Origin of the sequence: Rheinheimera sp. (assembly GCF_030690345.1) — a bacterium.
Taxonomy (GTDB): Bacteria; Pseudomonadota; Gammaproteobacteria; order Enterobacterales; family Alteromonadaceae; genus Alishewanella.
The window spans coordinates 47,674-60,432 of the sequence record NZ_JAUYGV010000001.1 but is presented as its reverse complement, the minus strand read 5'-3'; the positions used below and the strand labels follow the sequence as shown (position 1 = coordinate 60,432).

General features: G+C 49.6%; 14 protein-coding genes and 5 tRNA genes. 5 read left to right on the top strand and 14 right to left on the bottom strand.

Going from position 1 to position 12,759, the window contains the following annotated elements; translation table 11 throughout:
• Positions 1-19: 19 nt before the first annotated feature.
• The 8 genes from Q8O77_RS00310 to Q8O77_RS00275 all read right to left on the bottom strand — a co-directional run bounded on the left by Q8O77_RS00310 (position 20) and on the right by Q8O77_RS00275 (position 4,111).
• Positions 20-106, bottom strand: a tRNA-Leu gene (locus Q8O77_RS00310).
• A 63-nt stretch (positions 107-169) separates the two neighbouring features.
• Positions 170-243: transfer RNA gene (locus Q8O77_RS00305), tRNA-Cys, on the bottom strand.
• 30 nt (positions 244-273) lie between these two features.
• A tRNA-Gly gene (locus Q8O77_RS00300) sits at positions 274-349 on the bottom strand.
• A 135-nt stretch (positions 350-484) separates the two neighbouring features.
• Complete coding sequence (pgsA, locus tag Q8O77_RS00295; RefSeq protein ID WP_305550627.1) at positions 485-1,039, bottom strand: CDP-diacylglycerol--glycerol-3-phosphate 3-phosphatidyltransferase; 555 nt, start codon at positions 1,037-1,039, stop codon at positions 485-487.
• A gap of 33 nt (positions 1,040-1,072) precedes the next feature.
• On the bottom strand, positions 1,073-2,890 hold the full coding sequence (uvrC, locus tag Q8O77_RS00290) for an excinuclease ABC subunit UvrC (RefSeq protein ID WP_305550625.1): 1,818 nt from the start codon (positions 2,888-2,890) through the stop codon (positions 1,073-1,075).
• On the bottom strand, positions 2,890-3,534 hold the full coding sequence (gene uvrY / locus Q8O77_RS00285) for a UvrY/SirA/GacA family response regulator transcription factor (RefSeq protein ID WP_305550624.1): 645 nt from the start codon (positions 3,532-3,534) through the stop codon (positions 2,890-2,892). The genes uvrC and uvrY overlap by 1 nt, the downstream gene beginning before the upstream one ends.
• A gap of 210 nt (positions 3,535-3,744) precedes the next feature.
• Positions 3,745-3,835: transfer RNA gene (locus Q8O77_RS00280), tRNA-Ser, on the bottom strand.
• Between the two features lie 185 nt (positions 3,836-4,020).
• Positions 4,021-4,111 (bottom strand) — tRNA-Ser (locus Q8O77_RS00275).
• A 163-nt stretch (positions 4,112-4,274) separates the two neighbouring features.
• Between Q8O77_RS00275 and Q8O77_RS00270 the strand changes: the two genes are divergently transcribed.
• From Q8O77_RS00270 to Q8O77_RS00250, 5 genes are all read left to right on the top strand, one after another.
• On the top strand, positions 4,275-4,943 hold the full coding sequence (locus tag Q8O77_RS00270; protein WP_305550623.1) for a Bax inhibitor-1/YccA family protein: 669 nt from the start codon (positions 4,275-4,277) through the stop codon (positions 4,941-4,943).
• A gap of 78 nt (positions 4,944-5,021) precedes the next feature.
• Complete coding sequence (locus Q8O77_RS00265) at positions 5,022-5,384, top strand: DsrE family protein (RefSeq protein ID WP_305550622.1); 363 nt, start codon at positions 5,022-5,024, stop codon at positions 5,382-5,384.
• Positions 5,384-5,740, top strand: a complete 357-nt coding sequence (gene tusC, locus Q8O77_RS00260; RefSeq protein ID WP_305550621.1) for a sulfurtransferase complex subunit TusC — start codon at positions 5,384-5,386, stop codon at positions 5,738-5,740. Before Q8O77_RS00265 ends, tusC begins: the two co-directional genes overlap by 1 nt.
• 1 nt (position 5,741) lies before the next feature.
• On the top strand, positions 5,742-6,011 hold the full coding sequence (locus Q8O77_RS00255; protein ID WP_305550620.1) for a DsrH/TusB family sulfur metabolism protein: 270 nt from the start codon (positions 5,742-5,744) through the stop codon (positions 6,009-6,011).
• Positions 6,012-6,015: 4 nt separating this feature from the next.
• On the top strand, positions 6,016-6,351 hold the full coding sequence (locus Q8O77_RS00250; protein WP_305550619.1) for a TusE/DsrC/DsvC family sulfur relay protein: 336 nt from the start codon (positions 6,016-6,018) through the stop codon (positions 6,349-6,351).
• A 32-nt stretch (positions 6,352-6,383) separates the two neighbouring features.
• On the opposite strand, the gene Q8O77_RS00245 is transcribed toward Q8O77_RS00250, so the two are convergent.
• The 6 genes from Q8O77_RS00245 to Q8O77_RS00220 form a co-directional block, all read right to left on the bottom strand.
• Positions 6,384-6,530, bottom strand: coding sequence for a hypothetical protein (locus Q8O77_RS00245; RefSeq protein WP_305550617.1), 147 nt, complete (start codon positions 6,528-6,530; stop codon positions 6,384-6,386).
• A 68-nt stretch (positions 6,531-6,598) separates the two neighbouring features.
• Positions 6,599-7,888 carry a serine--tRNA ligase gene (gene serS, locus Q8O77_RS00240; protein WP_305550615.1) on the bottom strand — a complete coding sequence of 430 codons (1,290 nt, stop codon included), beginning with the start codon at positions 7,886-7,888 and terminating at the stop codon, positions 6,599-6,601.
• 5 nt (positions 7,889-7,893) lie between these two features.
• The gene (gene crcB / locus Q8O77_RS00235; RefSeq protein ID WP_305550613.1) at positions 7,894-8,271 is read right to left on the bottom strand and encodes a fluoride efflux transporter CrcB; all 378 of its coding nucleotides are present in this window, start codon (positions 8,269-8,271) and stop codon (positions 7,894-7,896) included.
• Positions 8,271-9,611 (bottom strand): replication-associated recombination protein A, encoded by a 1,341-nt coding sequence (locus Q8O77_RS00230; protein ID WP_371133427.1) that lies wholly within the window; start codon positions 9,609-9,611, stop codon positions 8,271-8,273. The genes crcB and Q8O77_RS00230 overlap by 1 nt, the downstream gene beginning before the upstream one ends.
• 5 nt (positions 9,612-9,616) lie before the next feature.
• Positions 9,617-10,228, bottom strand: a complete 612-nt coding sequence (gene lolA / locus Q8O77_RS00225; protein WP_305550611.1) for an outer membrane lipoprotein chaperone LolA — start codon at positions 10,226-10,228, stop codon at positions 9,617-9,619.
• On the bottom strand, positions 10,229-12,688 hold the full coding sequence (locus tag Q8O77_RS00220; protein WP_305550609.1) for a DNA translocase FtsK: 2,460 nt from the start codon (positions 12,686-12,688) through the stop codon (positions 10,229-10,231).
• Positions 12,689-12,759: the final 71 nt, after the last annotated feature.

Sequence of the window (12,759 nt, the reverse complement as noted above, 5' to 3'; positions counted from 1 at the left end):
TAGTTACTGTTAAAGCAAATGGTGCCCGGGGCCGGACTTGAACCGGCACGCCCTTTCGAGCGAGGGATTTTAAATCCCTTGTGTCTACCGATTTCACCACCCGGGCAGACAACTTTATTGTGTAACTATTTTAATGTGTCACTTTGTAACACTAAACCACAGTGTGTAATGGAGGCGGGTCCCGGAGTCGAACCGAGGTGGACGGATTTGCAATCCGCTGCATGGCCACTCTGCCAACCCGCCAATCAAACAATTTGCACTCTTTGAAAGAGTTGGAGCGAGTAACGAGGTTCGAACTCGTGACCTCGACCTTGGCAAGGTCGCGCTCTACCAGCTGAGCTATACTCGCGTCACTATGGCCATGTGCCTTAACACGAGACGCATTCTACTGTTTTAATTCAGCCAGTCAATAATAAATTTTTGCTTTTATGACTGACTGATTAAAATTTGACTGAGTTGTGCTAATTAACAACAAAAACAGCAATTAATACACCAGATCACGCCAGGCCGCTTTCAAATAGCTATACATAGACCACAGTGTAAGTACGGTAGCAATATACAGTAAAATCATCCCTGCAGGAGTAAACCAGCTTACCAACCACAACTCCGGCCGCCAAATCAGGCCAATTAATGCCAGCATTTGGGCGATGGTTTTATACTTACCCATGTTAGACACTGCCACATTAGCCCGTTTACCAAGCTCAGCCATCCACTCGCGCAGGGCTGAAATCACTATTTCGCGGCTAATCATAATAATGGCCGGAATGGTGACCCACAGCGACATACTGTCGACAGCAATTAACACCAGCGCCACTGCTACCATCACTTTATCGGCTACCGGGTCCAAAAAGGCACCAAAGGGCGTGGACTGCTCCAGCTTACGTGCCAGATAACCGTCTAAGGCATCAGTAATTGCTGCCAGCCAGAATACAAATGCAGCCCAGAAGCGCGCATTTTCAACCCCCGAGTAAAAACACAGAATAAAAACCGGGATCAAAAACAAACGAAACAGGGTTAACAGGTTGGGAATATTCCACATCTTAAGATTCTCTACAGCAGTTATGCCGCTATGCTACTTGTTATGACAGGCTTGGTAAATGTTTTCTGCCTGCGCCTTTGATATGCCGGGTACTGAACTCAGTTCCGCAACCGAAGCCCGCATCACGCCCTGTAAGCCACCCAAATATTGCAGCAATGCCTGACGGCGTTTTTCACCAATGCCCTTTACTTGCTCTAACGGGCTTTTTATCAACGCCTTACCGCGTTTATTACGATGCCCGGTAATAGCAAAACGGTGTGCTTCATCACGAATTTGCTGAATTAAATGCAGCGCCGGCGCATCGGACGGCAAATTAATGCTGCGGCCACTTTGCGCCAATATCAGCGTTTCCAACCCGGGCTTGCGGCTGGTGCCTTTGGCGACGCCCACCAGCAGCGGCATTTTTTCATGCGGCCAGTCAGCAAATTGCGCTATAGCAGTGTTTAACTGGCCCTGACCGCCGTCAATAAAGATAATATCCGGAATTTTTTCTGTGTCCTGTACCTTGCCATAACGTTTGTTCAGCGCAAATTCCATAGCCGCATAATCATCTCCCCCGGTAATACCGGTAACATTGTAACGGCGGTATTCTGCTTTGTAGGGCCCATGGCCATCAAACACCACACAAGAAGCAATAGTGGCCTGCCCCATCGTATGGCTGATATCAAAACACTCCATGCGGCCTATCGGTTGCGGTAACTGCAGTAGTTGCTGCAATTGTTGGTAACGTAACGCCATTTTTTGCGCTAAAGATTGTTTGTTATCGCAAGACAGCTGAGCATTTTTTTGCGCCAGGCTTAAATACTGTGCTTTTTCACCACGTTGTGCGTGGGTAATTTTGACTTTCCTGCCGGCAATTTCGCTGATAGCAGCGGCCACAGCATCCATCTCAGGCAATGGCTGCGCAATAACAATCTCACGCGGCATCTGCTGGGTACCGTAGCCATCCAGATAAAACTGCAGTAAAAATGCGCTGAGAATTTCACTTTCTGCGGTATCGGCCGGCACTTTCGGGAAGTACGCTTTACTGCCCAATACTTTTTGTTCACGCACAAACAATACATGCACAGCCGCTACACCGTGTGAGTACACAAAGCCGATAACGTCCATTTCATCATGCTCACCGCTAACACTTTGTTGCTCCTGCACCTTGCGCAGGGCAATAATCTTATCGCGGTACTGTGCAGCCTGCTCAAACTGCAATTGCTCACTGGCCTTTGCCATTTGCTGCACTAGATCATCAATCACCTGCTGATCTTTGCCTTGCAAAAACAAGCTGGCCAGACGCACCTGGTGCTGATAATCCGCATCAGAAATTTTACCGACACAAGGCGCAGAGCAAAGCTTGAGCTGATACTGTAAACAAGGCCGCGTTCTGGCACGGTAAAAACCGTCCTCACATTGGCGGATAGGAAAAATTTTCTGCAGCGTCTTCAGGCTGTGCCACACAGCGCCGGCATTCGGGTAAGGGCCGAAATACTGACCGGCGGTTTTACGCGGGCCACGATGCGAGCTGATACGCGGATGCTTATGGTCGCTAAGCAGAATATAAGGATAAGATTTATCATCGCGCAGCAAGACATTGTAACGCGGTAAAAACTGCTTAATCAGGTTGTTTTCGAGGATCAGTGCTTCGGTTTCGCTGTGGGTCAGCGTGTATTCCACCTGCACTATCTGGCTAACCAGGGAGCGGGTTTTAACGCTATCGACGTTAGTACGGAAATAACTGCTTAACCTGGCCCGTAGATCTTTGGCTTTGCCAACGTAAATGACCTGTTCAGCCGCGTTTACCATACGATAAACCCCCGGCTGATGCGGTACTGATTTTAAAAAAGCTTTGGCGTCGAACATCAGGCTTTAGCGATGTCGATCATACCGTGGCGCAACGCCAGATGGGTTAACTCAACATCACCGCTGATAGCTAACTTCTCAAACATGCGATAGCGGTAAGAGTTTACCGTTTTGGCGCTGACATTAAGCTGCTCAGCAATGTCATTGACCTTCTGGCCTTGGGTAATCATCATCATAATTTGCAGTTCGCGGTCTGACAAATCGTCAAACGGGTTCTGGCTATGATTATTTACCTTACTCAGCGCCATTTTCTGCGCAACTTCATCAGAAATATGCCGTGCGCCGGAATACACTTTACGAATGGCCGACACCATTTCCCGCGGTGGTGAATTTTTTGAGATAAACCCGGCAGCGCCAAGTTGCATCACTTTGGTCGGCACAGGCTCTTCACAGGATACCGATAGTGCCAACACCTTAATGTCGGGACAATAATGTAAAATACGTTTTGTCGCTGTCATGCCGCCCATACCGGGCATATTCATATCCATCAGCACCACATCGGGCTCATGTTGACGACAAAATTGCAGAGCTTCCTCACCAGAGCCAGCTTCGCCTATCACCTTGATACCGCGCTCATCCATTAGTATGCGACTGATCCCAGTGCGCACAAGCTCGTGGTCATCAACTAACAAGACGTTAATCAATTTCGCTTCTCCGCTTCACTGGTTATTAGAATTATTATTGCTGTCTAGCATAGCCGGGCATGAGCCGTTTTGCTAAACAAATTAGACCTGAATCGCCGGTTTTGGCCGGTTGAGTTTAAGTGTGCCAGAAAGGTTAATATTATGAAACAATTGAATTGTATTAAAGGTGATTTTCGCAAGACTTAGCTAGAACAGACTATGGCAGGAAAGTGGCGGAGGGAGAGAGATTCGAACTCTCGGTGGGCTATTAACCCACGCCGGTTTTCAAGACCGGTGCATTAAACCGCTCTGCCATCCCTCCGCGTTACAGGGCGCATATTAAAAACTGCCTGATACTTTGTAAAGGGCTTTTTTATGATTTTCAGCCGTTTGCTTAGTAAAGCAACAACAAAGCCATTTATCGCACAGTTTAATTGACTAAAAAGCAGCGCTTAACTACAGATATTTTTATTCAGCAACAAAAAAACCACCCTGAGGTGGTTTTAGTGGCGGAGGGAGAGAGATTCGAACTCTCGGTGGGCTATTAACCCACGCCGGTTTTCAAGACCGGTGCATTAAACCGCTCTGCCATCCCTCCGGCGACGCGTATATTAATCAGTTAATACGCTAAAAGAAAGCATTAAATGCAAAATATTAACGCTAAGCTGAAATTGTACACCCGGGTGCTGGTCTGTAAGGAACTAACCGGCTATGATGGCATCAAATGCGTTGATAAACCTTTGTATCAGGAGAACATAACTATGTCATACAGAGAAACCTCTACTCTCAGCACTGCCGGACGCAGTGTCGAGATTAATAAAGTACTGCGTAATACCTACTTTCTGCTGGCAATGACACTGACTTTCAGTGCTGTTACTGCAGGTGTAGCAATGGCAATGAATATGTCACCGATGATGTCTATCGTTTGCTTTGTTGCCGGCTTTATTATGCTGTTTGTGGTAAACAAAAAAGCAGACTCGGCCAGTGGTATTTTCTGGGTATTCGCCTTTACCGGCGCTATGGGTGCATCTTTAGGTCCAATGCTGAACTACTACGCCGGCCTGGCCAATGGCCCTGCGTTAATTATGCAGGCACTGGGTGGCACAGCACTGATCTTCTTCAGCCTGTCCGCTTATGCCTTAACTACCCGTAAAGATTTTTCTTTTATGGGCGGTTTTTTAACGGTCGGTCTGATTGTAGTATTAGTGGCAGCGCTGGCGAATATCTTCCTTAACATCCCGGCCCTGAGCCTGACCATCAGCGCTGCCATTATTCTGATTATGTCAGCCCTGATCCTGTTTGATACCAGCCGTATTATTAACGGCGGTGAAACCAACTATATCCGCGCTACCGTGGGGTTATACCTGAATGTGTTCAACATTTTTGTTAACTTGCTGCAGCTGTTAGGTATCTTTGGTGGTGATGACTAAGCACAAGGCTTTGCGTTACTAAGGTTATTAGTTAAAATGCCCCGCTCGTCGGGGCATTTTTTATTTGCGGAACAGGTTATGACACGTTTTGGCTTACTGTTAACATCAGACGGCTTTGCCAGCCAAAGTGTGCCGGCCATGCTGTTATTTGCCAAAACAGCACTTAACCACGGCCACCGTATTGATCACATTTTTCTCTACCGGGATGCGGTAACTTGTGCCGCAGCTCATATTGACCTACCGGCCGATGAGCCGGACCTTAGCGCTGAGCTGGCCGCATTTTGCCTGCAGCAGCATATTCCGCTGTTGTTTTGTGTTACGGCCGCCGAAAAGCGTGGTGTTGTCAGCAGCACCCTGAGTGCGCGCCACGGCTATACCGCAGCAGGTTTGGCTGAATTTGCCATGCGCCAGGCCGATATTGATAAGCTGGTGCAATTTTAATGCGTAATATTTTAGTGTTGCAACGCCACAGCCCGTTTAACAGCAGTAACGGCCGTGAAGCACTGGATTTAATCCTCGCGCTGGCGGCAGTAGAGCATAACGTCAGCGTACTGTTTAGCGGTGATGCGGTGTATCAGTTGTTACCTACAGCAGACCAGGCCGACTTTAAGCTTAAAGCCTATCCACGCAGTTTTAAATTGTTCGGTTTGTACGATATCGATCAGGTCTATGTTTGCCACCAGGCACTGACAGAACGCGGCATAGACGCAAACGCATTGAGCATCGGCGTCACTGTGCTGGACAAAGATGCCATAGGCCAACTGCTGCATAAACAACATCAGGTGATCACCGGCTAAGATGAAATTAATCAACATTATTAATCCTGCAGTAAATATCGGCGATTTGGCAGTGATATGTTTAGCTGACGATGTCATCCTGCTCAGGCAAGATGCGGTTTATCTGGCAACACGCAACGATATTGTATGGCCCACAGCCCGGGTTTATGCGCTGGACAGCGACATCGCAATACGCCAACTGACGGTACAACCCGACATTACAGCGCTAAGCGCACAGCAGTGGCTACAGCTGAGCATTGATGCCAGCCAGGTGTTGTTATGGCAGAGCTGACGTTATGACAGAATTAGTATTGCCCGGCAGCGGGCTGGCGCTGGATAAACATGGTTATCTGGCCAATCTACAGGAATGGAATGAACAAGTAGCAGAAGAATTTGCCCTGTTAGAGAGCATCAGCCTGACCGCCTCACACTGGGAGGTAGTATATTTTGTCCGGCAGTTTTATCTGGAGTTTAATACTTCGCCGGCGATCCGCATTCTGGTAAAGGCAATGGCACAGCAACTGGGGCCGGATAAAGGCAACAGTAAATACCTGTTTATGTTATTTCCGCAAGGCCCGGCCAAACAAGCTACCCGTATTGCCGGCCTGCCTAAACCAGCCAAATGCCTGTAACCCCACTACAGCTATTTCTCTACAGACTATCGCTACAGGCTATCGCGGAAAATCCCTAACATCGCCTCTAACGTGACAATTGCAAACACCGCTACGATACCAATAATAATGGCCCAATAAATCGCCCGCATCAGCGCCGGGTTGCTTTGCTTTAAACTTTTACGTGGTTTATTTGTCATTGACCCGTCCTTGTACAGCACCCGCTAAGTATAGCCAATGCTTTACCGGGCGGGTGCAATGACACAACTTAGCGTAATACCTCAACGCCAGCCATATAAGGTCGCAGCACTTCCGGCACAACAATGCTGCCATCTGCTTGCTGATAGTTTTCCAAAATCGCCACCAAGGTGCGGCCAACCGCTAACGCCGAACCGTTAAGCGTGTGGATTAACTCCGGCTTTTTCATCTCGCCACCGCGGTAACGCGCTTGCATACGCCGCGCCTGGAAATCGCCCATATTGCTGCAGGACGAGATCTCGCGGTAGGTATTTTGCGCCGGCAGCCACACTTCCAAATCATAGGTTTTCGTTGAACCAAAACCCATATCGCCGGTGCACAGCAGCATTACGCGGTATGGTAAGCCGAGTAATTGCAGCACTTTTTCCGCGTGCCCGGTCAGCTCTTCCAATGCCTGCATGGAGTGCTCCGGCTGCACCAGTTGCACCAGTTCGACTTTATCAAACTGATGCTGGCGGATTAAGCCACGGGTATCACGGCCATAAGAGCCGGCTTCACTTCTAAAACAAGGCGTATGCGCAGTGTATTTTACCGGCAGTTCACTGACATCAAAGATGGTATCACGCGCCAGGTTAGTTACCGGCACTTCTGCGGTTGGAATAAGTGCCATACCCTGCCCCTCTTCGGTAGCCGGCTGGGTGTGGAACAAATCGCCGCCGAATTTCGGTAACTGGCCGGTACCGTACAAGCTGGCATGATTCACCAGGTAAGGTACATACAACTCGGTATAACCATGCTGCTCAGTGTGTAAATTCAGCATAAACTGCGCTAAGGCGCGGTGCAGCCTGGCGATTTGGCCACGCATGACGACAAAACGTGAACCGGCTACCTTAACTGCACTTTCAAAGTCGAGGCCTTTGTCCAGCGCTTCACCCAGCGCCACATGATCTTTGATGTCAAAGTCAAACTGACGCGGCTGGCCAACACGGCGTACTTCCACGTTTTCGGTTTCATCTTTACCTGCCGGTACCGACAAGTCAGGCAAATTAGGAATGGTCAGCGCTATTTGTTCAACTTCTGTCAACACTGCATCAAGCTGCTGTTTGGCAGCGTCCAACTGAGCACCCAAGCCATCTACTTCTGCCAGTAACGGCGTAATATCTTCACCGCGGCCTTTGGCCTGGCCAATGGCTTTGGATTTGGTGTTACGCAGGTTTTGCAACTCTTGCGTATCAACCTGCAGCGTACGGCGCTGCTCTTCCAGCGCAGTTAAACGCGCAACATCCAGCACAAAGCCACGCTGCGCCAAACGCGCGGCAGTTTCAGTTAATTCATTACGTAAAAATTTCGCATCTAACATAGTAATTACTTCATTGAACCCAGTTTTAGCCCTAACCAGGCAAGCGTTAAACATAACAACACATTTAATAATACGTTGGCGATTGCTTTTAGCCAGTCGCCTTGCTGTAGCAGCAAGACCGTGTCCAGCGAAAAGGTGGAGAATGTGGTAAAAGCGCCGATTAAACCAATAGCGATCAGCGCACGCCAGGGCGAAGCAGCCAAAATACCGCTGCTGAACAAGCCATACAACAGCCCCAACACAAAAGAGCCAAGAATATTAACCAGCAAAGTGCCAAAAGGGAATGACTTACCGAAAACATTCACTGCCAACTCATTGCAGCCATAACGCAAACAGGCCCCCGTAGCGCCGCCGATGGCCACCGCCAGATAAGTCATCAGCATTATTTGTCCCTCTTACGCGGGCTATCGCTGTCCAGCTGTTTAAGGTAGCGCAGTTTTTCTGCCAGCTGCTTTTCCATACCGCGTTCAACCGGCTGATAAAACGCTTGCCCGGCTAACTCCGGCGGTAAATAGCGCTCGCCGGCCGCATAAGCGCCCGGTTCATCATGGGCATAACGGTAACCTTCGCCAAAGCCCAGTTGTTGCATTAATTTAGTCGGTGCATTGCGTAAGTGCAGCGGTACCTCATAGGCCGGCTGTTCTGCAACCAGTTTTTTCAGTTGGTTAAAGGCGCTGTACACGGCATTGCTTTTTGGTGCCAACGCCATATATACCGCAGCCTGAGCAATAGCCCGCTCCCCTTCAGCCGGCCCTACCCGGTCAAAGGTATCCCAGGCATTTAACGCCAGGGTAAGCGCACGCGGATCGGCATTACCGATATCCTCACTGGCAATGGCCAGCAAACGCCTGGCCACATATAACGGGTCGCCTCCACCGGCCAGAATGCGGCAATACCAGTACAACGCCGCATCCGGGTCTGAGCCACGCACTGATTTATGAAAGGCTGAGATCAGGTCATAAAACATATCGCCCTGGTTATCAAAACCCGGCAGTTGTTTCGGTACCAGATGCTTTAAGGTGTCAAAGCGAATAATTTTACCGTCGGCACCGGCATCCGTCAGCTCGGCGGCCTGCTCCAGCAGGTTCAATAATTTACGCGCGTCACCGGCGGCCAATTGCAATAACAACTGCTGCGCATCCGCAGCCAAACTGATGGCTTCATTACCAAGGCCACGCTCTTTATCCGTTAATGCCTGCTGCAGTACCTGGTGTAAATCCGTGTCGCTCAGCGCTTTTAACACGCAAACACGGGCGCGGGATAAAATGGCGTTATTCAACGCAAAAGACGGATTTTCGGTGGTGGCGCCGATAAAAATAATGGTGCCATCTTCAATAAAGGGCAAAAAGGCATCTTGCTGGCTTTTATTAAACCGATGCACTTCATCAACAAACAGTAAGGTACGTTGCTGATACTGCTGCTGGCGCTGCTGCGCCTGGGCAATAGCTTCGCGAATTTCTTTAATGCCGCAGGTAACGGCGGATAACTTACAGATAGCAGCATCGGCGTGTGTGGCAATCACTTCTGCCAGAGTGGTTTTACCGGTGCCCGGTGGGCCCCATAAAATCAGTGAAAACACCCTGCCGGCTTCAATGGCTTTTTTCAGGGCGCTGCCATCACCAATTAAATGTTGCTGGCCGGCATATTCCGCAAGAGTGCGCGGCCGCATCCGCGCTGCCAGCGGGCGGAAATCATCAGCAAAATCTAACGGTAAAGAGTTCACGCTGCTTATCGCTGTCGTTGATCGTCAATATCAGTGTCAGCCGGCGGCTCAAAGCGAAACAGCTCGTCGTCCAGCGCAATATTGAGCTGAACCAGGGTAAAGTTAAATGCACTGGTTTGCCGGTTCATATCCAATACCTGCATGGTGGATAAGGCCGCGCCGGAGAAACTTAAAGTTAGCTGCACTACCGGGCTATCTGCCGCCTTAGAGCGGATAATAAACTGCTCGCCCTGCTGCGTCACCTCATATTGCGCCCACAGTTCAGCTTTGGTTGAGGTAAGCAACACAAAAGGCGTGCGATTAACCTCGTTGGCAGCATCATAAATAGTCAACTGCTCCAGCGGCTCGTTATAAAACCACAGGCTGCTGCCATCGCCGATAAATAAGTTTGGCTCCGGCTCTGTGGTTTCAAAACGAAATAATGCCGGCTGTTTCAGCATCAGCTCGCCCTTGCCCTGTTGCAGCAACTGCTGTTGCTCGTCAAACACCTGTTGTTCAAAGCCGGCGGAGAAACTTTTAATTGCCGCCAGTTTACGCTGCAGCGTTTGCTCAGCACTTTGTGCCACAGACGTGGCAGAAAAACAACACAACACAACAGCTAACACACTACGTAGCATTTAATATCCTTTAGGTGGCGGTGGTGCCATCACTTCACGGTTACCATTGTGGCCCGGGCCACTGACAATACCACTGTGCTCCATTTGTTCAACCAAACGGGCAGCACGGTTATAGCCGATACGAAACTTACGCTGCACGCCGGACACCGATGCGCGGCGCGATTCCGTAACAAAAGCTACGGCCTGGTCATACAAAGGATCGGACTCACCGTCTTCGCCTTCGAGCGTCTCGCCCGGCAATAAGCTCTCTTCAGTGGTTTCACCACTGAGTATTTCAGCAATATAGTTTGGCCGACCACGTTTTTTCCAATCAGCTACCACGGCATGCACTTCATGGTCATCCACAAAGGCGCCATGCACCCGGTTTGGTACACCGGAGCCTGGTGGCAGATACAACATATCGCCCTGGCCTAATAAGCTCTCTGCGCCTTGTTGGTCCAAAATGGTACGGGAGTCAATTTTTGACGACACCTGAAACGCAATCCGCGTCGGAATATTGGCTTTAATTAAACCGGTAATAACATCGACCGATGGCCTTTGTGTGGCCAAAATCAGGTGTATACCGGCAGCACGGGCTTTTTGCGCAATACGGGCAATCAGCTCTTCTACTTTTTTACCGACGATCATCATCATGTCGGCAAATTCATCTATAACTACGACGATAGACGGCAGTTTTTCCAACAGCGGAGCCTCGGTACGCATATCGTCAGACGGCCGCCATAGCGGATCTTTTAACGGTGTGCCCTCTGCGATGGCTTCTTTTACCTTGACGTTGTAGCCCTTCAGATTACGTACGCCCAACGCCGACATTAACTTATAGCGCCGCTCCATTTCGCCGACACACCAGCGCAGGCCGTTAGCAGCATCTTTCATGTCGGTAACAACTTCGGTCAGCAGGTGTGGAATGCCCTCATAAATGGATAATTCCAGCATTTTCGGGTCGATCATTAAAAAGCGCACATCATCCGGCGTCGATTTATACAACAAGCTGCAAATCATCACGTTAACACCGACCGATTTACCGGAGCCGGTAGTACCGGCTACTAACAAGTGCGGCATTTTCGCTAAATCGGCTACTACCGACTTACCGGCAATATCTTTGCCCAGCACCATTGTCAGCGGCGATTTAGAGCCTTCAAATATCTCATCACCGATAACTTCAGATAAACGCACTATTTCGCGGTGCTGGTTTGGCAGCTCTAAACCAATAAAAGATTTCCCCGGAATAACCTCGACCACCCGCACGCTGATCGCTGACAGCGAACGGGCCAAATCTTTGGCCAAACCGGTAATTTTACTCACTTTAACGCCAGGCGCTAAATCCAGCTCAAACCGCGTAACCACCGGGCCCGGGTGTACACCAACCACTTTGGCTTCAACGTTAAAATCCAGCAGCTTGGTTTCTACCAGACGTGACACCCGCTCTAAATCTGCCGGGTCTATCGGGTTAATGGCTTTATCCGGCCGGTCAAGCAAGGCCAGCGATGGCAACTCTTCTAATAAGTGTGACACCTCTTCGCTGTCATCTTCCTCATCGGTTAGTTCGTGCAAAATTGTTTCTATTTCAGGCTCTGCCGGTAAATCCAGCTGCTGCAGGGTTTCACCCCAGCGCGCCTCCGATTCAGACTCATCGATGGCACTGAAAGACAGTTGCTCATCTGCCAGCGTATCCACGCTGTAAAAAGCTTTAGCTTCGGTTTTGGCATTCAGCGGTGTAATCGGCAGGCTATCGGCCGCAGGCTTGCTCAATTGCGGCGTTTTACGCGGTTTTTCCAGTACCGCCGCCGGCTCTTCGTCAAACTCATCCTGCTCCGGTGCCGCCGCGAAGGGGTCGTAATCGTCCTGACTGCGCTCACGTAAGCGCTGCGGAATGGACATTACAAATTGCGCTCCGGCATAGCAAACTGCCCCCAGCGCATCGGCCACGGTTAACCAGGAAATACCGGTCATCAGAGTTAAGCCGGTGGCAAAACCACACAGCAGCAATAAAATAGTGCCGATAAAGTTAAAATACGGTACTAAAGCGCCGCTTACCACGTCGCCAATTACGCCACCGGAAGAAAAATAGTAAATATCATTGAAATTCAGGCTGCTGATGGCAGTGGCGGTTAACAGTGTTAACACCAAACCAATAATGCGCAAGCCCAGGATCAGATAATCCAGGCTCATCAAATCATGAAAGCGCTTAAACAGCAGATAGCCGGCCAGCCCCAGCAAAAACGGCATTAAATACGCGATCCAACCAAAGCTGAATAACAATAAGTCAGCCAACCAGGCACCTATGGGCCCGGCGTAATTATGCACGTTGCTTTGATAACCGGTTTGTGACCAGCTGGGATCCGCCGGGTCGAAAGATAGCAGTGCCAGCAACAGGAATAAGGCAAAGCCGGTAAATATAATTAAGCCGACTTCAAGCAAACGCTGCACACCGTTTAGCGGAAAATAAACTCTGTTCTGCAAATGACAGGCCCTACCTTTTATCATCGTTTTTATATAAGCGCACGGGGCGTAGTACTACCCGCTAAGATACC